The 20,473-nt window shown below is 34.8% G+C and carries 19 protein-coding genes; 16 read left to right on the top strand and 3 right to left on the bottom strand.

What is annotated here, in order from left to right; genetic code table 11:
* Positions 1–324 precede the first annotated feature (324 nt).
* From O9307_RS12830 to O9307_RS12815, 4 genes are all read left to right on the top strand, one after another.
* Entirely contained in the window at positions 325–1,494 is a 1,170-nt protein-coding gene (locus O9307_RS12830; protein WP_298299955.1) for a lycopene cyclase family protein, read from the top strand.
* A gap of 58 nt (positions 1,495–1,552) precedes the next feature.
* Entirely contained in the window at positions 1,553–1,900 is a 348-nt protein-coding gene (locus O9307_RS12825) for a hypothetical protein (protein ID WP_298299953.1), read from the top strand.
* Positions 1,901–2,137: 237 nt separating this feature from the next.
* On the top strand, positions 2,138–4,345 hold the full coding sequence (locus tag O9307_RS12820; protein WP_298299951.1) for a TonB-dependent receptor: 2,208 nt from the start codon (positions 2,138–2,140) through the stop codon (positions 4,343–4,345).
* 316 nt (positions 4,346–4,661) lie between these two features.
* Positions 4,662–4,976 carry an HPF/RaiA family ribosome-associated protein gene (locus O9307_RS12815; protein ID WP_298299949.1) on the top strand — a complete coding sequence of 105 codons (315 nt, stop codon included), beginning with the start codon at positions 4,662–4,664 and terminating at the stop codon, positions 4,974–4,976.
* 82 nt (positions 4,977–5,058) lie between these two features.
* Here O9307_RS12815 and O9307_RS12810 read toward each other — a convergent pair whose 3' ends face one another.
* Positions 5,059–5,598, bottom strand: coding sequence for an outer membrane beta-barrel protein (locus O9307_RS12810; protein ID WP_298299947.1), 540 nt, complete (start codon positions 5,596–5,598; stop codon positions 5,059–5,061).
* Between the two features lie 156 nt (positions 5,599–5,754).
* On the opposite strand from O9307_RS12810, the gene O9307_RS12805 reads away from it, so the two are divergent.
* The 4 genes from O9307_RS12805 to O9307_RS12790 all read left to right on the top strand — a co-directional run bounded on the left by O9307_RS12805 (position 5,755) and on the right by O9307_RS12790 (position 8,032).
* Positions 5,755–6,264: a nuclear transport factor 2 family protein gene (locus O9307_RS12805; RefSeq protein WP_298299945.1), complete on the top strand. Its 510-nt coding sequence runs from the start codon at positions 5,755–5,757 to the stop codon at positions 6,262–6,264.
* Between the two features lie 73 nt (positions 6,265–6,337).
* The gene (gene trmB / locus O9307_RS12800; protein ID WP_298299956.1) at positions 6,338–7,015 is read left to right on the top strand and encodes a tRNA (guanosine(46)-N7)-methyltransferase TrmB; all 678 of its coding nucleotides are present in this window, start codon (positions 6,338–6,340) and stop codon (positions 7,013–7,015) included.
* 39 nt (positions 7,016–7,054) lie between these two features.
* The gene (locus tag O9307_RS12795) at positions 7,055–7,699 is read left to right on the top strand and encodes a LysE family transporter (protein WP_298299943.1); all 645 of its coding nucleotides are present in this window, start codon (positions 7,055–7,057) and stop codon (positions 7,697–7,699) included.
* 6 nt (positions 7,700–7,705) lie between these two features.
* Positions 7,706–8,032 carry an MGMT family protein gene (locus O9307_RS12790; RefSeq protein ID WP_298299941.1) on the top strand — a complete coding sequence of 109 codons (327 nt, stop codon included), beginning with the start codon at positions 7,706–7,708 and terminating at the stop codon, positions 8,030–8,032.
* A 525-nt stretch (positions 8,033–8,557) separates the two neighbouring features.
* On the opposite strand, the gene O9307_RS12785 is transcribed toward O9307_RS12790, so the two are convergent.
* Positions 8,558–9,715, bottom strand: coding sequence for an ATP-binding protein (locus tag O9307_RS12785; RefSeq protein ID WP_298299938.1), 1,158 nt, complete (start codon positions 9,713–9,715; stop codon positions 8,558–8,560).
* A 174-nt stretch (positions 9,716–9,889) separates the two neighbouring features.
* Positions 9,890–11,251 carry a sigma-54 dependent transcriptional regulator gene (locus O9307_RS12780; protein ID WP_298299935.1) on the bottom strand — a complete coding sequence of 454 codons (1,362 nt, stop codon included), beginning with the start codon at positions 11,249–11,251 and terminating at the stop codon, positions 9,890–9,892.
* 228 nt (positions 11,252–11,479) lie between these two features.
* Between O9307_RS12780 and O9307_RS12775 the strand changes: the two genes are divergently transcribed.
* From O9307_RS12775 to O9307_RS12740, 8 genes are all read left to right on the top strand, one after another.
* Positions 11,480–12,721, top strand: coding sequence for an HlyD family efflux transporter periplasmic adaptor subunit (locus O9307_RS12775; RefSeq protein ID WP_298299933.1), 1,242 nt, complete (start codon positions 11,480–11,482; stop codon positions 12,719–12,721).
* A 38-nt stretch (positions 12,722–12,759) separates the two neighbouring features.
* Positions 12,760–13,461, top strand: a complete 702-nt coding sequence (locus O9307_RS12770; RefSeq protein WP_298299932.1) for an ABC transporter ATP-binding protein — start codon at positions 12,760–12,762, stop codon at positions 13,459–13,461.
* A 34-nt stretch (positions 13,462–13,495) separates the two neighbouring features.
* Positions 13,496–15,919, top strand: coding sequence for an ABC transporter permease (locus O9307_RS12765; protein ID WP_298299930.1), 2,424 nt, complete (start codon positions 13,496–13,498; stop codon positions 15,917–15,919).
* The gene (locus O9307_RS12760) at positions 15,912–17,213 is read left to right on the top strand and encodes a TolC family protein (RefSeq protein WP_298299928.1); all 1,302 of its coding nucleotides are present in this window, start codon (positions 15,912–15,914) and stop codon (positions 17,211–17,213) included. The genes O9307_RS12765 and O9307_RS12760 overlap by 8 nt, the downstream gene beginning before the upstream one ends.
* Positions 17,214–17,339: 126 nt before the next feature.
* Positions 17,340–18,467 (top strand): Mrp/NBP35 family ATP-binding protein, encoded by a 1,128-nt coding sequence (locus tag O9307_RS12755; protein ID WP_298299926.1) that lies wholly within the window; start codon positions 17,340–17,342, stop codon positions 18,465–18,467.
* Positions 18,468–18,529: 62 nt separating this feature from the next.
* On the top strand, positions 18,530–18,769 hold the full coding sequence (locus O9307_RS12750) for a NifU family protein (RefSeq protein WP_298299925.1): 240 nt from the start codon (positions 18,530–18,532) through the stop codon (positions 18,767–18,769).
* A 260-nt stretch (positions 18,770–19,029) separates the two neighbouring features.
* Positions 19,030–19,503: a hypothetical protein gene (locus tag O9307_RS12745; protein WP_298299924.1), complete on the top strand. Its 474-nt coding sequence runs from the start codon at positions 19,030–19,032 to the stop codon at positions 19,501–19,503.
* A gap of 17 nt (positions 19,504–19,520) precedes the next feature.
* Complete coding sequence (locus tag O9307_RS12740; protein WP_064715444.1) at positions 19,521–19,838, top strand: 2Fe-2S iron-sulfur cluster-binding protein; 318 nt, start codon at positions 19,521–19,523, stop codon at positions 19,836–19,838.
* Positions 19,839–20,473: the final 635 nt, after the last annotated feature.

The following is a 20,473-nucleotide window of genomic DNA, read 5'->3' as shown; positions in this document are numbered from 1 at the left end:
TGTTGTCTTTTGAAAAAATGTGTTGAAAAAACATTAAGTTTATAAATAATATTTTTAATATACAACCAAAAATCGGCGATAATCTGCCTAATCTGCGTGCCATTTTAACATAAAAATATTTGTGTCCAGACGGTAGGATGGTAGCGGCATCCTTGCTTGCCGGGGTTCGGCAAGCAAGATATAGCGTACAGCGGGACGACTCGTGTGGGTGAAGTCGGTGTGGTTGCTCCTAAAAATCCAAACAATCATTAGAGTTTGTACGGTCGATAAAATAGCCTTTGGGTGCTTGCTGTGAATTGCGGTTATTTTCCTTATTTTTGGTGCATGACAGCAGAGAGTACGGTGCAATACGATTATATTTTTACTGGGGCAGGCTTGGCGGCTTTGATGACGGCCTACAAAATGGTGTCGTCCCCTGCTTTTGAAGACAAAACCCTTTTGTTGCTCGACGAAGATGCCAAAAAAACGAATGATCGTACTTGGTGTTTTTGGAGTACTACTCCGAGTATTTGGGATGCTGCGGTTTCCAAACATTGGGACGTGGCTTGGTTTGCTTCGGAAGCGTACAGTCGGGATTTGCCTTTGCAGCCGTACCGCTATCAAATGATTCGCGGGATTGATTTTTACCAGCAAGTGTTGGCTTTGTTGCAGCAACATCCGAAAGTGACTTTTATACAGGAAAAAGTAACCGACATAGAAGAAACCGAACAGCAAATTTTTGTAAAAACCTCGCAAGCGGTTTATTTCGGAAAGCGCGTGTTGAACAGTATTTACAATCCTACTTTGCTGACGCATCAAAACGAATATCCTGTGCTGCAACAGCATTTTGTGGGGTGGTTTGTGCAAACGAATGAGCCCGTTTTTACGGCTGAAAAACCGACTTTTATGGATTTCTCGGTGGCGCAAAAAGGGAATACGCGTTTTATGTATGTGTTGCCTACTTCGGCTACCGAGGCTTTGGTTGAATACACGCTTTTTTCGGACAACCTCTTGCCCAAAGCCGAATATGAAACGGCCATCAAAGACTACTTGCAGCAACTCGGAGTGACGAGTTATACCATACAAGAAAAAGAGCAGGGGAGCATTCCGATGACCTGTTATCCGTTTTGGAAAGCGAATACCAAAAATGTCCTCAACATCGGCACCGCTGGAGGTTGGACGAAAGCGAGTACGGGCTATACTTTTAGAAATTCGGATAAAAAATCGGATGAACTTGTACACTTTTTGCAACGCGATTTGCCTTTTACCGCTTGGGGAAAAAGAACTAAATTTTGGTGGTACGATTTGTTGTTGTTGGATATTTTGGACCGCACCAACGAATTGGGAAGTGTCATTTTTTCAAAGTTGTTCCAAAGAGGAAAACCCGATTTGATTTTTAAATTTTTAGATGAAGACACTTCTTTTCTCGAAGACTTACAAGTAATTTGGAAATGCCCAAAAATGCCTTTTCTTAAGGCGTTGGTGAGGCAGTGCTTTTCTTTTGTAAAACGTTAAAATCTGATAAAAAGGATTTAGTAGAGAAACATCACAAACTTTTGTACATTTGTTTCCGATGAAAAAGAAACTGTTTTTTATTCCTGTTTTCTTTGCGATTACACTGTTGTTGGCAATAACAGTGCAATCTTTTCACGGCTATGAGCATCTAAAGGCACAAATAGAACTAAAACAATGTGCTCACGATTCTTACACCAAAGCCGATATTACCCATCAACATAAAGTTCCTGAGCATTGCTTAGTATGTACTTTTAGTTTTGATACTTTCATAACGACACCTCTTTTTTCATTACCAACACCGCAACTTTCTGTTGAGGTTCCTTATTCTTTTATTGTTAAGGAAACTTTTTATTCGTTTTCAGGAAGTCTGTACTGTCATCGTGGTCCCCCTCAAACTATTGTTTAAAGCACTTTTTTTAAAGTTTTTGATGACCTAAGGGTTCGTCAAATGGTATTTTATGTTCTGATTATTGGTCTATTTTTTGAAAAAAATAGGGCGGATGATTGATTTTATATGAAACTTTAAAAATAACAGTCGCTTTTGCTTTTAATGTACTCACATCTTTTAGATGTTTATTAATCATTTATTTATCAAAAGTTTTCTTGTTTTAATGAAACGAGAAGGACAATAGCAATCAATTTAATGAAAAAAATAATAGTTCTACTGATGCTTGGATGTTCAGCATTTCTCCAAGCCCAAAATAAAGTTACAGGTACCGTTATTGACGCTACTAACCAACCCTTGAAAAATGTTACGGTTTATGTTTCAGAATTACATAATGGCGCGACTACAGACGAAAATGGAAAATATACTTTATATAATTTACCTAAAAAAACAGTAACCATTAGTTTTTCGTACATGGGTTTTACTACACAAAATAAAAGTCTTACCATCACTGGATCTGAAACGGTTTTAGATGTACTTCTTGAACCTTCTGTTTTTGAAATGGATGCTGTTATTGTTTCAACGGGTTTTAATAAATTACAATCACAGAATGTGATGAAGGTTGCTCATGAATCCATTAAGAACTTGGAACAAAAAGGAGCAGTTACACTAATTGAAGGCTTGGCTACTATTCCTGGGGTTTCGCAAGTTTCTACGGGAACTTCTATCGGGAAACCAGTAATTCGAGGATTAAGTGGTAATCGTGTTTTGGTCTATTCACAAGGTGTTCGAATCGAAAATCAGCAGTTTGGTGACGAACATGGTTTAGGGTTAAACGATGCTGGAGTAGAAAGTGTTGAGGTCATAAAAGGCCCAGCATCATTATTGTATGGATCAGACGCCATTGGTGGAGTATTGTATTTTAATCCTGAGAAATTTGCAAACGCCAATTCTTTTTCTGGCAATTTTAGTCAAAAATTATTTTCGAATACCGTAGGAAGCAATACGACTTTGGGACTTAAAACCAGTACCGAGAATTGGAAATTTCTGGTTCGCGGCGCTTACAATACGCATTCTGATTACCAAACTGGCGAGGGCGATCGTGTGACCAATACACGTTTTAATGAAACCGACTTTAAAACGGCTGTAGGTTATCATAATGCGGCTTTTTCGACAGTGTTTAGATACAACTACAATAATTTGGACTTAGGAATTCCAGAAGAAGGAATTGCTGAGCAAACGACCAACAAGCAAACGATTTTTCCTAAGCAAGGGGTTGCGAATCATTTGTTGAGTTGGAATTCCGTACTTTTTTTTAAGAATTCAAAAATGGATATTGACTTAGGATATATTGCTAATGATCGCAGCGAATATGAAGACAGCGCTATTCCGAGATTGAATATGAAATTAAAGACTTTAAATTACAACGCTAAGTATTATTTGCCAACAGTTGGAAAATTCGAAACAGTAGTTGGTGTTCAAGGAATGCACCAAACCAATACCAATTTTGGAGAAGAATATTTAATTCCAAATGCAACAACTAACGATTTTGGAGTCTTCGGGACCGTTAACTATAGTTGGGAATCTAATGTTGTCCAAGCGGGATTGCGTTTTGATAATCGAAAGATTGTTGCTGATGCCTACGGGATTCCTGGCGATGAAGGATCGTTTGAAGCACTACAAGAAAAGTATGACAGCTTTAATGCGGCTTTAGGATACAAGACCGACTTGGCTAAAAATATGGCCTTACGAATTAATCTGGCTTCTGGTTTTAGAGCCCCAAATTTGGCAGAACTTACTTCAAACGGAGTTCACGAAGGGACCAATCGGTATGAAATTGGAAATAGTGCTTTAAAAACCGAACAAAACATTCAGGCCGACTTAAATTTAGAGTATAAAACCGAACATGTTGAATTTTTTGCCAACGGATTTTACAATCACATTAACCATTATATTTATACTGCACCAACTGGCGAAATAAGAGATCAAAATGCCGTTTTTGAATACATTCAGGACGATGCTAATTTGTACGGAGGAGAGATTGGATTGCATTTTCATCCTCATCCTTTAGATTGGTTGCATTATGAAACCAGCTTCGAAACCGTAACGGGAAAGAAAAGCAACGGTGAATTCTTGCCATTAATTCCAGCGAATAATTGGAATAATACCATTCGCACAGAATTCGATAGCAATAAATGGTTTCAAAACGGATTTGCTACCCTAAATGTTAGTTCGACTTTTAGTCAAAAAAACACTAGCGGATTCGAAACCAATACTGCTGGTTACACTTTGTTGAACTTAGGTTTTGGTGGTAAAGTGAGCATAGGAAAAACCGTTTTTAATCTGAATTTAAACGCGAACAATGTATTTAACAAATCATATATTGCGCACCTTTCTAGACTAAAAACCGATGGAATTTCTAACATAGGAAGAAATATCATCCTTGGTTTGAACTTTAATTTTTAGGAACTATTTCCAGCTGTCCACTGTATCTGTAGTCCCGAACCCCGGGACTACAGGATGCCGTTCCCATCTGGGTTAGGGGTTAATATTTTCAAAACGCTATTCTGTTGTTAGCATAGCGTTTTTTGTGGCTAGATGCGATGAATTAGGTTTGTGATTTATTGTAAATGTCTTGTTTTCAATACTTTTTAAAAATAAAAAAACACATAAATTTAAAAGACACAAAAGACGTTTTCGGAGTCCTAAACTTTTGCTAAAAGAGTAGCTTTTTTCTTCTGAATGGTTTAAATTTGAAATATAACTCAAAAACATTGTAACGATGAAAGTACAAATCAACACCGACAAAAATATCGAAGGGCACGAAAGAGTAGAAGCCTACTTTTCTGGTGAATTAGAAAAATCATTGGCTCGTTTCGAAGATAAAATTACCCGAATTGAAGTCCATTTTGGTGATGAAAACGGAAATAAATCGGGCGTAGACGACAAACGTTGTTTAATTGAAGTTCGTGTTGCCAACACTCAGCCAATTGCTGTGACAGAATATGCCAGCAGTCTGGAAAAAGCGTTTCACGGGGCATTAGACAAAATCAAACGCACGCTAACGTCTACTATCGAGAAACAAAAAGCACATTAAAATAATTTTAGCTTTGAGCTAATTCTAAATAAAAGGGCAATGTCGTTAAACATTGCCCTTTTTTATACAAAAAAAATAGATTTTAGAACGTAAATGAAGCGCCCAATTGAATGACTTGGTTTTTAGAATCGCTGTCTTTGATCACTTCTTTAAAACTACCAATATATCTTCCGTTAATCGCTAACCCGAAAGGCAAATTTAATGACATGCCAAACGCCCATGCGCTATCAAAAGTTTTGAAATCTGGATTTTGAGGACCGTCGATTTTATCGCTTACTTTGAATCCAAATTGTGGACCAGTTTCGAAGCTAACGATTTTTAGTGCATACAACTTAGCCAAAATAGGCACTTGCACATAGTTTAAATCAAAATCTGAAGTACTGGTAGTAAAACCTTGTTTGGAGAATTGAACCTCTGGTTGGATATAAAGTAATTTGGGAACTATAGACATTTCTTTGTAAACGCCAAGATAATACCCGTTGTTGCTTTTTATTTTACCAAAATTTCCGTCGCTAGCCGAAGAAAAATTAGCTCCTGCACGAACACCAAAACCTTGTGCAAATGAACTTTGCGATAGAGAAAATACAAGGAAAGCAAGTAAAAGAGTTGGGATTGTTTTCATAATTTGATGGATTTTGATTGTTTTATTATTCAAAAATAAATCAAAAAAGGCGATCAAGCGCCGATTCTTCTTGTTTTTTGACATTCAAAGTATGGAAGTAAACAAAACTGACTATAAAGTAGTTATTTTTGTAATTCAATTAACTTAACACAATCTATGAAAACCACACTTTCTATTGGACTTCTTTTGGTAATGGGACTTTTTACTGCTTCGGCTCAGTCTCCGCGTTCTGAAGAACAGAAAATTTCCACTACTCTCGATGCTTGGCATAAAGCAGCTGCACAAGCTCAATTTGATGCTTATTTTGGCTTAATGACCAACGATGCCATTTTTATTGGCACTGATGCGAAGGAGAATTGGAACAAAACCGCATTTCAAGCTTTTGCAAAACCTTATTTCGATAAAGGGAAAGCATGGAATTTTACCGCAATCGAGCGTCATATTTTTTTGGATACTACTGGAAAATTGGCTTGGTTTGACGAGTTGTTGAGTACGCAAATGAAAATTTGTAGAGGGTCAGGCGTACTAGAAAAAGTTGGAAAGGATTGGAAAATCAAACAGTATGTGCTTTCTATGACGGTTCCAAACGAAAACGTAGACGAAGTGGTAAAAATCAAAACGCCTATAGAAGATGGAGTTATGAAACAACTAACCGTCAAAGAATAAATCGGTTTTTTATGAACTAAAGCGAGCCTTCAAATTTAATTGCTTATTTTTGCCCGAAATAGCAAAAAATACCGTGGGAAGTAAAAATAAATTAAAAAGGTTCAAAGAAAACGAAACGTTCGAGAACGTATTTCAACCAACAAGAGAAGAAGTAGTAGGTGAGTTGTTTCCTTTAAAGGGAAAATGGAATACAGAATTTTTCAAAAACGACAATCCATTAGTACTAGAATTAGGTTGTGGTAAAGGTGAATATTCGGTTGGTTTAGCCGAACGTTACCCCAACAAAAATTTTATTGGTATCGATATCAAGGGTGCGCGTTTTTGGAGAGGTGCCAAAACAGCGGTAGAAACAGGCCTATACAATGTGGCATTCGTAAGAACCCAAATTGAATTAATCAATCATATTTTTACCGAAAATGAAGTAGACGAAATTTGGATTACTTTTCCAGATCCACAAATCAAATACAAGAGAACGAAGCATCGTATGACGAACTCAGAGTTCTTACAATTGTATAAAAAAATCTTGAAAAAAGAAGGTATCGTGAATCTAAAAACCGATTCAGAATTCATGCATGGTTATACTTTAGGACTTTTGCATGGCGAAGGACATGAAGTGTTGTATGCGAATCATAACGTCTATACAAACGAAGGAAGTCCCGAGGAGGTTACGGCTTTTCAAACGTTTTATGAAAAACAATATTTAGCCATCAATAAAGCGATTACTTTTATTCGTTTTAAAATAAAATCATAAACTAGATTTTTAATTAAATCTAGTTTTTCCTTTCATGCTATGCAGATACTAGGTCTCTTTTTTCTCGGTTTTATTAGCGCTTTTGTTGGTATTTCACCACCAGGGTTGATTAATATGACTGCGGTAAAAGTGAACTTAAAAGAAGGCAAGCGAACTGCAATGTGGTTTGTTTTGGGTGCGGTCATTATCATTTTTTTTCAAACCTTTTTGGCACTTTTATTTGCTAGAGTGATTGACAAAAGTCCTTCACTTATTCTATTACTAAGGGAAATTGGTTGTGTGATTTTTGCTTTGCTTACGGTTTATTTTCTTTTTGTTGCCAAAAAACCAAAACTCAAAGGAGGGAATATCAAAAAGTACAGTAACAGTTCCCGTTTTTTTCTTGGAATGTTACTTTCCGCCTTGAATTTCTTCCCGATTCCCTATTATGTTTTGTTAGGAATCACTTTTGCTTCTTACCAATTGTTTACTTTTGATTTGCTTTCCATTTTTATCTTTGTTTTGGGAGTTGTATCAGGGGCTTTTTTGGTGTTTTATGGTTATGTGGCTTTTTTTAATAAAATAGAATCCAAAGCCGATTTTTTTATTCAAAACATGAATCGCATCATCGGAACCATTACGGGTTTAGTAACGCTGATTACTTTTTGGAACATCATGAAGCATTACGGTCTACATTTTTTTTAATCTGCTATGGAAGAAACCAATTTTTTTGAGCGTGTGTATGCCGTGGTAAGGCAAATTCCTTATGGCAAAGTCACTTCCTATGGCGCCATAGCCAAAGCTTTAGGAACTGCGCGTTCTGCCCGAATGGTGGGTTGGGCCATGAATGCCTCTCATCATCTAGAAGATGTTCCTGCGCATAGAGTCGTGAACCGAAAAGGACTTCTTACTGGGAAACTTCATTTTGACGGGACTAATTTAATGCAACAATTGTTAGAAAGTGAAGGAATTGTAGTCAAAGACAATCAAATTGCAAACTTCGAGGCGCATTTTTGGGAGCCTGAAGTAAGAAAGTAAAAGAAATATTTTGGTTCTACCCTCCACTGTGGGGGTAAACACACAAGCAAAAAAATAAAACCATATAAGGTATGTAAGGTCATATAAGAATCAATGCCTATATATAAATGGAGGTCTATTAATTCGTCGCAGTAGAGACAGTTGAGTTGTCAAAGAAATAAGAGCGGTATGTTTATGAAACTTAAATGACCTTAAATGCCTTAAATGGTTCAAAAACAGAAGTTGCTTGTGTTAGAATAAAATAATTTAAAATTGTAAAACCCACACAATTCAGGGTAGAACCCAAAAAATAAAACCATATAAGGTATGTAAGGTCATATAAGAATCAATGCCTATATATAAATGGAGGTCTATTAATTCGTCGCAGTAGAGACAGTAGAGTTGTCTAAGAAATAATAGCGGTATGTTTATGAAACTTACATGACCTTAAATGCCTTAAATGGTTCAATAAGAGAAGTTGCTCGTGTTAGAATAACACTGTTTAAAATAGTAAAACTTACAGATTTCAGGGTAAAACTAACATTTTTATACTATAAGGCAAATTTTAAATTGAGTATTGTTTTCTTCACATTCAAAGGATAAATAACCACCATGAGCTTCAATGATACTTTTGGATAAGGTAAGCCCAATGCCTGCTCCTTTTTTTCGAGTGGTAAAGAAAGGAAGAAAAATTTTGTCTTGAATCTCGGGTTCTATTCCGTGACCATTATCTGCAATAATTATGTACAATCGTTGCTCATGCCTCTCAATACTAATATTTATTTTTTTATCCTCTTTATTTTCTAACGCATACATGCAATTGGTTAGCAAGTTGATAAAAACTTGTTCTATTTGGTTTTTGTCAATTAGGATCCAAAGGGTTTGATTTAGCGAATTGTTTACGGTTATATTCTCTTTTTTAAATAAAGGAAGCATGATTTGTAGGGCGTCGTTTATTAGTTTTGAGAGCTCTGCTTTTTCTTTTTTAGGTGTGGGTAACATGGCCAATATTCTATAGCTTTCAACGAATTCTTGGAGGTGGTTGCTTCGATTGTGCATTGTGATTACACTCTGTTTTATATCTTCTAAATCCTCGTTGGATAAGCTATCTTGCTGAATGACTTCATGTAAGTTTTGAGAAAGGGAGCGTATTGGAGTGAGCGAATTTAAGAGCTCGTGCGAAATGACTTTCATTAGGTTGATCCAAGCTTCTTTCTCTTTCTTATCGACTACTTTCTGTATACTATCTAGTAAAATGACGTAATATTCTTTGTTTAGCGTTTTGGTAGCAGAAGTTTGAATGACAAAAGTTTGGGTTTCTTTTTTGTCAACTTGTATCTGTATTGGACTTTTCATTTCCTTAAATTCTTGGGCTTCGATAAACTCACAAAGTGAGGGCAATAAGGTTTTAAGATAATGCCATTTGGTAACTTTAGGTACCTGAAAGTGCTTGGAAAAATAGTTATTCATCAAGAAAACGGTCCAATCGTTTTTGCTTTTTTCCAAGATCAGGATGCCACTTTCTATGTTGTTCAAAATGCTGCTATATACTATGTCTTTGGAGAAAGTGTCGTTTTCTTTGTTTTTTAGTTTTTCATACAATTGATAGATTGCAGTATAGTTGGCGTTGGTGGATAGTTTCGAGAAGTCTGAAGTGAAATCATTATTCAGGATCAATGAAATGATTCTGTCATAGAATTGCATGGCATTTTTCAGAAAAAAATACAGCTCCATCAGGAGTAAAAAGCTGAGAAGAGAGGACAAAAAACAAGAATAAACTAAGTTTTTTGAATAAAGAAAAAAACTTAGAACTACTCCACAAAAAAGGACGAGTAGTCGTAAGAATAAATAGTGATGTGTTTTTTGTGTTTTGAACATTTACGATTGATTAATATTATATTTTTCCATTCTTCGATATAAAGCGGCTCTTGATAAACCTAATTCTTCTGCTGATTTACTTATATTACATTCGTTTTTAGTTAATACTTTTTCGATGGTTATTTTTTCAATTTCCGATAAGTGTAAATCCTCCTGATTTTCTTCATAACGAGTTATGATCTCAAGGTCTAAATCGGAGACTTTGATGGTTTCGTTTTCACAAAGAATAATGGCGCGCTCAATTCGGTTTTCCATTTCTCGGATGTTTCCATTCCAAGCATGTTCTTTGATTTGATGAAGTGATTTTTCGTCAAAAGTGATTTTTCCTTTCTCGTATTTAAGAATAATTTTGTTTAGCAAAAATTCAGCTAACGGAATTTTATCTTCTAAACGTTCGCGTAAAGGAGGTAGCTTGATTTCCATAGTATTAATACGATAGTATAAATCTTCCCGAAACTGTTTGCTAAGCACTTCTTGTTTTAAATCTAAATTAGTAGCTGTAATAATTCGAACATCAAGTGGTCTAGGTTTTGATTCTCCAAGTCGGGTGACGGTTTTGGTCTGAATGATTTGTAGCAATTTTGCTTGTAAATGACTGGGAACATTCCCAATTTCATCAAGAAAGAGGGTTCCGTTTTGTGCTTTTTCAAACCGACCTGCGGTATCGATTTTAGCATCGGTAAAAGCGCCTTTGGCATAGCCAAAAAGTTCACTTTCAAACAAATTATCATTGAGCGAACCTAAGTCAACATGAACAAAGGCATTGTTGCTTCTGTCGGATTGTTGATGGATGTACTGTGCCAAAACGAATTTTCCAGTTCCGTTTTCGCCAAGGATTAAAACGTTTGCATCCGTTTTTGCTACTTTTTCGGCCAAGGAATAGGCTTTTTTGATAAGCGTTGAATGGCCAATAAAAAAGGGATTATTAGTCACGTCACTTACTAATTTCTTTTTGTTTTTTCGGGCTTCAATGCGTGAGGTTTCAACGGCTTGTTTTACAGTTTGTACTAATTTTTCATTTTCCCATGGTTTCAAAACATAATCAAAAGCACCCGATTTTAAGCCCTCAACAGCGGTCTCGACTTTGCCAAACGCGGTCATTAGAATTACAATAGTATGAGGTGAAAATTTTTTTATCTCCTTCAAGAAATAGATTCCTTCACGACCATCTTCAAAACCAATCCGATAATTCATGTCTAGAAGCACCACTTCTATTGCATTTTCGGCAAGTAGTTTTAGAATGTTTTTTGGGTTATTGGCCGTGTAAATGGTTTCGAAATGTTTCTTCAAAAGCATTTTTGCAGCAAAAAGTATGTCTTCTTGGTCATCGATAACCAAAATTCGGGCAGTTGTTTTTTTCATTTTAAGCTACTATTAGCATTCTTTACGGTTAAAAACGCCATTGTTTCAACGGTTTTAGTTCTAATTTTATAAAAATTAAAATTTTCAGGTGTTCATTTCCGACCGAACACTGTTCGTTATTGAACACTACTTGTTTTTTTTTTTTTTTTAAACCACTACAATCAACGCTTTGACTATTTTTAAAAATATGGCATGAAATTGTTAATGTACCAGACAAAGAAAATTATAATGGACACAATCATCATTCGTAAAAATAACAAAAAAAAGCATCTAACCCTTGCAGTAATTGGAATTGTAATTTTGAGTTATGGCGCTTTTTCAATGATTAATAAAAAAAGAAGTCTGAATGTAAAAAAACAAGAGATAACCATTAAGACTGTGACACAAGATTTTTTTGAAGATTTTTTGGTTTTTCAAGCTCGGGTGGAGCCTATGAATTCTATGTTGGTAAATATAGTTGAAGGAGGTTCGGTTCAAGAAATATTCGTGAGTAATGGAGACCATGTTACAAAGGGACAAGCTTTAGCCCGATTGTATAATCCCAATACGGAACTGAATTATATGCAGCAAGAAACGGCAATTATTGAACAAATCAATAATTTGAACAAAGCCAAATTAGATTTGAGAAATCAAGAATTAAATTTTGCCAAAGATTTGGTAGCTATAAGTCATGATTTTCAAGATGCAAAAAACTTGTACGATTTGAATAAAAAGTTATTCGAACAAGATATTTTATCTCAAAATGAATGGGAGAAAACACAAGAGAATTATCGTTTTCAAAAAGAGCGCATCGGTATTATAAAGCAAAGTATGACCAAAGAGAAACAAGCCAATCAAATCCAGATTGTACACCTTAATCAGTCCATAGGAATTATGGAAAAAAGCCTAGCTGTTTTGCGATCCAACAAGAAAAACTTTTTAATAATTGCGCCAGTTTCTGGGCGATTGTCTTCGTTTGAACCTGTTTTAGGGCAAACCTATCAGCAAGGGCAAACGTTAGCCAAAATTGATGTTATGAAAGGATATAAACTCATGGCGCAAGTGGATGAGTTTTATCTCCCGAAAATAAATCAAGGCCAAAAAGGGAAAGTCGATTGTAACGGTAAAGAGGTTGAAGTTGTCATTAATAAAGTGATACCAGAAATAAAAGGCGGACAATTTTTGGTCGAACTGAATTTTGCCCAAGCGGAGAAAATGGATTTGCGTCAAGGATTGAGTTTTGGCGTGCGATTAACGCTTTCTGAAAAGAAAAAATCTATGGTGCTTTCGAAAGGAAGTTTTAACCAAGAAACCGCAGGAAAATGGATCTTTGTTGTCAACGGCGATAAAGCGGAGCGAAGAAAAATTACCATGGGTAGAGAAAATCCTTTGTATTTTGAAATTCCAAATGGACTCCAGCCTGGTGAGCAAGTAATTACATCGTCGTATAAAGATTATCTTGAAGCCGAAATTTTAAATATAGAACAATAGTAGTCAATAAAAAATATAAATCATTAATCAAAAACACTATGATACACATTACCAATCTTTCGAAAATATTCCGAACAGAAGAATTAGAAACCAAAGCCTTGAGCGACATTTCAATGACAATCAATCAAGGCGAATTTGTCACCATAATGGGCGCCTCTGGAAGTGGCAAATCAACATTGTTGAATATTGTTGGTCTTCTGGATAGTGCTTCCAGTGGTAGTTATGAGTTGCTTAATCAACAAATGATAGGGCTAAAAGAACAAGAAAAATCTAAAGTGAGAAAACAAAACATTGGTTTCATTTTTCAAAATTTTAATTTGATTGATGAACTAACCGTTTTTGATAATATCGAATTGCCATTGATTTACAATAATGTTTCGGCCGCTGAAAGAAAGAAAAAAGTAGCCGCAATTGCTGAACGCTTAAATATTTCACATCGCTTAAAGCATTATCCGCAACAACTTTCTGGAGGACAGCAGCAAAGAGTAGCTGTTGCACGTGCGCTAATTAATGATCCAAAAATTATTTTGGCCGATGAACCAACAGGAAATTTAGATAGTAAAAATGGCAACGAAGTAATGGAGTTGCTAAGTGATTTGCACGCCCAAGGTTCGACAATAGTAATGGTAACCCACTCAGAGTACGATGCTTCTTTTTCGCAAAGAACGATTTTAATGAAAGACGGAATGGTACTTTCTGAAAAAGTAAACAGCAAAAATGTAGCTGTTTTTACTTCCTAAAATCATCAATCATCAATCAAAAAACGAATACATCATGCTAAAAAATTGGATCAACATATTTTTATACAACATCAAAAACAACAAGCTTTTCACAGCGTTGAATGTTTTAGGATTAAGCATTGGTATCGCAGGATTAATTTTTGCGATTCTCTATTGGAATGATGAACATAGTTATGATGCTTGGAATCCTGAAAGGGAAAAAGTATTTAAGGTTTTTTCAGACCTCGGAAAAGAGGTTATTTGGACTTCAAATCCTGCTACATTAGAAACCTATTTAAAAAAGGATTCACGTATTGAAAGTTTTGTTTACCATGATTGGTATCAAACAGAAACTTTTAAATATAATGGTAAAGTACATACAATAAATAAAAGTTTCAACACTCAAAATGATTTTTTCAAACTATTTCCTTTTGAAAATAAGTTAGGGAGTATTACTACCGCTTTATCAAAAGAGAATAGTGTTGCGATGAATGAAAATACGGCAACACTATTATTTGGAAAAGAAAATCCTATTGGAAAACAAATTCTTTATGGTACTAAACTGTTAACCGTAACCTGCGTTTATAATGTTCCAGGTAATTCGTCTATCAATCCAGCAATTGTAATCAATCAGATGAAAGAAAGATTACTTGAAAATAATAATTGGGGGGCTTTCAATCATTCATTAATGATTAAGCTAAAAGACTCAAAAGATAAAGAAGTGATCACAAAAAAAATAAACGATCTGTATTACAATCACAAAGCGGTAAAGGAGGCAAAGGAGGAAGGAATGACTATGGATGAGTACGAAAAAAATTACGGTGTAATAAAGACATTATTGAGCCCGTTAAGCACTTTAAGATTACATGCTGTTGCACCAGGAGCGCCTGAAGGAAAAGGTAATTATCAGTTTTTGTTGATAATGGTAGGATTGTCAATATTGATTTTGTTGCTTTCTATAGTAAACTATGTTAATCTGGCTACTGCCAATGCAATAAAACGTGCCAAAGAAGTAGGAGTTCGTAAAATTATTGGTGCTTCAAAAATGGATATTATAAAACAATTTATTTTTGAAACCGTAGTAATAACCTTATTTTCTATTCTCCTTTCTTTGGTAATTGTAGAACTGTCGTTGCCTTATTATAATGAATTTTTAGGTAAGAAGTTGGTTATTTTTGGAGATCAATTTTATTTACAATTACTATTAATTTTTGTTATTGTAATTGTTGTAGCAGGGGTTTTTCCCGCTGTTTATGTCTCCAATTTTGAAGCGCTAAAAGTGCTGAAAGGAAATTTTGGGCGAAGTAAAAGCGGTATTTGGTTGCGCAACGGAATGTTGATTTTTCAATTTTCAATCGCATCATTCTTTATAATAGGCTCCTACATTGTTTATCAACAAGTAAATTATCTTTCGAATAAAGAGTTGGGTTTCAAAGGAGATCAAGTTGGAACGGTGTATTGGAATAAGTCAAATCTAGCCGTAAATGGAATTGTAACAAATACAATTATTTATAATAAATATAAAACACTAAAAAACGAGTTAGAAAATATTGAAGGAGTACAGAAAGTATCAACCGGGACGTTCCGATTTGGTGGAGGTAATGATTCAAGTAGTAGTTTTTCTTATAATGGGAACAGCATTCAAGCTCAGAATATGGCCGTCGATTATGATATGCTTTCTGTTATGCAGATTAAAATTGTAAAGGGCAGAGCTTTATCTGAGAAGTTAGCTTCGGACACTATTAATTCGATTTTAGTAAATGAGACAGCTTTGAAAATGATGAATGAAAAAAATCCGTTAGGAAAAACTATTGATTGGAATGATAACAAGTTTAAAGTGATAGGTGTCGTAAAAGATTTTAATCTATTTAGCCCACAAGGGAAAGTGCCCCCAATGGTGTTTTTTCATCTAAAAACGGTGGATTGGTTGATAGAAAATATCAGCGATTTGTATGTTAAAATTGATAGTGAAAAGTCAGAAAAAACCATTTCAAACCTTGAGAATTTTTGGAAAAAGAAAGTCGATGCTGAGTTTCCTTTTGAGTTTAATTTTGTAGATAAAACGTTTGCAAGAACTTTTGAGACCTATGTCAAACAAAAGAATTTGTTCTCCTTGTTGAATGTAGTTGTCATCTTAATTGCCCTTTTCGGATTGTTTGCTTTAGCTTCTTTTTCAATTGAAAGACGCATGAAAGAAATCGCCATCCGAAAAACACTTGGAGCAGAAACCAATGTTCTACTAAAAGAGTTATCCAAACAATACATCATTTATTGTGTTATTGGGTTTTTACTGGCGCTATTTCCAGTGTATTATTTGCTCAATAGGTGGCTAGAAAATTTTGCTTTTAGAATAACCATTTCAGTGTTACCTTTTATAGTAGGTTTTGTAATGCTGTTAAGCTTAACGTTGATTGTAGTGCTTTCAAGAGCCTATCATGCCACCCGATTAGATGTACTGAAATATTTGAAATATGAATAAAATAATCTTTTTATTAATAGCTTTCTTTTTTTACTGTTTTTCACTTTTGGGGCAAGAGCAGCATTGGTCATTGCAGCAATGTATTGAAGCAGGAAAGAAAAATGCTATCACCATTAAAATGCAGCAATTGGATATTAAAAAAGCACAGAAAGAACATAATTCAGTTGCAAATCAATTCTTGCCTACCATTTCATTTACCGGAAATCAAAGTTATAATTTTGGTTCAACCATTAACCCTTCCACGAATGGAAGGGAAAGTTCCAATATCCAAAATGATAATTTTAATTTGAATGCACAGATGAGTTTGCTTGATTTTAAGTCGATTGCGAATGCTCGAAAGACCAAAATCGCCATTGAACTGTCAAAAGAAACTTTAAAAATTTTGGAGAACGAATACCAACTTCAAATCTTGGAGAGCTATTTTCAAACGCTTTTTACCCAAGAATTACTTAAAATTCAAGAAGAACAATTCAAGAATGCTGAATTTAATTTGGAAAGAGTGAAAAAAGAGGTGGCTATCGGTTCCAAATCAAAAAGTGATTGGTATGATATGCAATTAAGTTTCGCTCAAGAAGAGAAAAGGATAGTGGAGACAAAACAATTGTTAGGGATTCAAAAGAAGCAACTTTTTCAGTTAATTAATACAGAAAATAGTGCCATAGAAGCTGTAGTTTTGAATGATATGATGGAAACAACTTTGAGCCAATCCATGACTATGGATGCTAATCCAAAGTTGAGATATGCGAAGTTAAATTACGAAAGTAGTTTAGCTGACGCTAAAATGGAAAGAGCTAATAATTTGCCTTCTTTGATTTCCTTTTATGGTTTTTCAACTTTTTATTTCAAAACCCTTAATCAACTCAATGTTCAAACCGTGGATTTTGGTAAACAAATTAAGGATAATAAAAATCAACAGCTTGGAATACAGCTTAATGTTCCTATATTCAATGGTTTTCGTTCATCGAAAAGATTTTCTGCCTTGAAAATTGAAGCTGAAAAAACGAAATTAGTAATCGAACACGAAACTTTAAAAGTTAAAAATCAAATTGATCTTGAACATCAAAATAAACAAAATTATATCAAACTCTCAGAAAAGTTGCAAGAGATGAAAGGTTTTGCCGAAACTTCTTTTCGGTCCTCGCAAGCCAAATTTTCAAGCGGTATCATTGATGCAGTTGTTTTTTCGACAGTAAAAAATCAATTGCTTGCCACAGCTTATGATTGGTTAAAAAACCAGTTGCAAGTAAAGTACGTTGATCAAAAAATTGCACTTCTTAAAGGCGAAATGTATTAAAGTGCTTTTCCCTATTTTTCTATCAATATTTTCAATTCAATCCTAATAGTTTCAATGATTTTACTATTATCTTTGCAATCCAGAATCAGTCTTATTAAAAAGTAGACATCGGATAAATTTTAAAACATGAAATTAGATAGAAAAGAAATACTAAAAGCATTAGAAACCATTTCTATTGCTGGAGAAGGAAAAAATATGGTGGAAAGCGGAGCTATCGCAAATGTGGTTACTTTTGGTGACGAAGTAGTGGTAGATTTAGTATTACACACACCTGCCATGCATATTAAAAAACGTGCTGAAGACGATATCAAAAAAACAATTCTAGAAAAAGTTTCTGCCGAAGCTAAAATCAAAATTAATAGTAAAGTTGAGGTTCCGGACAAGCCAGAAGTTAAAGGAAAGGTGATACCAGGAATCAAAAATATTATTGCTGTTGCCTCTGGTAAAGGTGGAGTAGGAAAATCTACTGTAACTGCTAATTTAGCTGTTTCTCTTGCTAAAATGGGATTTAGTGTTGGGGTGTTAGACGCCGATATCTATGGTCCTTCTATGCCAATTATGTTTGATGTAGAAAACGAAAAACCAATTTCTATTGAAGTTGACGGAAAATCAAAAATGAAACCGATTGAAAGTTATGAGGTGAAAATGCTTTCCATTGGATTTTTTACTTCTCCAAGTCAAGCAGTAATCTGGAGAGGGCCAATGGCAGCCAAAGCATTAAATCAAATGATTTTTGATGCCAGCTGGGGCGAATTGGATTTTATGTTGATTGATTTGCCTCCTGGAACAGGTGATATTCACTTGTCTATTATGCAATCTTTGCCTGTGACTGGTGCTGTTGTAGTGAGTACACCACAAGCCGTGGCTTTGGCTGATGCAAGAAAAGGAGTAGCGATGTTCTTGTCTGAAGCGATCAATGTTCCTGTTTTGGGAATTATTGAAAACATGGCTTATTTTACGCCAGAAGAACTTCCTGAAAATAAATACTATATCTTTGGTAAAGAAGGGGCTCGTAACTTAGCTACAGATTTAAATGTGCCTTTCTTAGGAGAAGTGCCAATCGTTCAGTCTATCCGCGAAGCTGGAGATTACGGTCGTCCTGCTGCTTTACAAACAGATTCAATTATCGGAACTGTTTTTGAAACCATTACTCGAAATGTAGTACAAGAAACGGTAAATAGAAATGAGCATTTACCAGCTACCGAAGCCATTAAAATTACAACCATGGCGGGTTGTTCAGCAGTAAAAAAATAATAATTAAAAGTTCAGCCTTCAAGAGTTTTCTTTGAAGGTTGAATGATTAAAAAAAATAAAGTATGACAACAGAAGAATTAACCGACAATGTACTTAAAGCATTAGACGAAATCAGACCGTTTCTTAAATCAGATGGAGGTGATATATCGCTTATCTCTATAGAGGAAGATAAACATGTAAAGGTAAGACTTGAAGGAGCTTGTACCAGTTGTAGTGTGAATCAAATGACTTTGCGTGCTGGGGTAGAAACTACCATCAAAAAATTTGCGCCACAGATAGAGACAGTAGTGAATGTAGTGTAATTTAAGCCGATGGGCTACTTTGAATTAAGTTCTTTGAGTAGGAATATTTATGACATGATTCGCTATTTTGATTTATTTTTGATTTTTTACTGATTTATCAAATAAATTGTGTTAGTGTAAAATTGTTGTCATGTTTAGGTTTTTTGTGTTGATTTTTTTTTATTTTGGTAAAAAATTATATAAAAAAATTCATTTTTGCATTCTGCGCTTTAATCAGAATGGAAATACGTTTGAATTACTAACTTTAAACCTAACCAATTATGAAAAAACAGTACTTTCTTCTATTTATTTTGCTATGGTCTATAGGTACTAGCTTTGGACAAGAACTTATTCAGGAAGCCTCGGTAAAGCGGGCTTATGTTGGTGTTGATGGGGAGTTTCAAGATGCTTCTTTTGCTACTCCAATTAATGTGTTTTCTAATAGACAGGGGTATTTAAAAATTACCGGAGCTGAATTTTTAACAAAGTTAAGTGGGGATAAAGCCAAATTAGAAGAATATACAGCTTATAATTCTGCGGAATTGACTTCTCAAACGTTAGTAAATACCAAAAATGAGAAAAATGGTTTAGTAAACACTACTTTTAAAGGGAAATTGGTATTTAAAACTATTGATGGAGTATATGCTCCAGACGTTTCGGTGGTATTTACTATCAATCAAGCGGATATCCTTCGTTTGAAAATCAGTAATAATAAAAACAATATAGAGTATATTTTGGATCTTCAGATCAAATAAAAAAAGGAATTTTAATAATGGATGTTTTAATAAAGATTAAAGATAGAGAAGGGGTTGTTCATGAATTGCAAGCGCCAACAGATATGGCCATGAACATTATGGAATTGTGCAAAGCCTATGAGTTGCCAGTTGAAGGAACTTGTGGAGGTATGGCCATGTGTGCTTCTTGCCAGTGTTATGTGCTCAATGAGGTGGAGTTGCCACCTATGGGTGATGATGAAGAAGCCATGCTATCTGAAGCTTTTTATGTAAAATCCAATAGTCGTTTAGGTTGTCAAATTCCAATAACGGAAAGTCTTGAAGGACTTGAGTTAGAATTGGCTCCAGAAAATTAATAGTTAAGCCCTGTCGATAAGTTAGCAACTATACCTAAAAAACTGAACGATTACTAGATGGATTCCATTATAAATTTATATTTACTACTAGGCTTTTTTCTAATTGGACCGTTAATAGTTATGGGTTACGTTGTGCCACATACTTTAAAATTTTTCAGATATCCTAAAATTTATAATCAAGCGTTATTTTTATCTCTAAGCTTATTAGTTCTCGGATTAGTTTTACAGTTTTCTGATAATATAAATTGTGACGACAGACGGCTTATGTTTTACCCTCTAGGTTCTTCAATATTCCTCTTGCTATATAGATTATTAGACAATATATCTTTAAAAATATTAAATAGACATATGTATTATTTAACTATGTGGCAATTTAGAGATGAAGAATCTTTAAAATCAACTCTAATTGAAAATGTTGCGCAATATTCAATCTTTTTACTTTCTATCTACATTCCCACTTGTATTAGTAATTGGGTCGTGGATAATTGGTACAGCTGCTAACAGCTAGGGTTTCGTTGCGGCTGCAAGCCGAACAATGAAACCCGTGTTGAACGGAACCGATTACAAATCCGTCAACACTATGGAGTTATCGTAAAGTTTTGAGAGAGAATACAAGAGGCAATTGCGCCTCTTTT

Origin of the sequence: Flavobacterium sp. (genome assembly GCF_027531905.1) — a bacterium.
GTDB lineage: Bacteria > Bacteroidota > Bacteroidia > Flavobacteriales > Flavobacteriaceae > Flavobacterium.
Note: the sequence above shows the minus strand (reverse complement) of the source record. Positions and strands in the feature narration are given on the sequence as shown.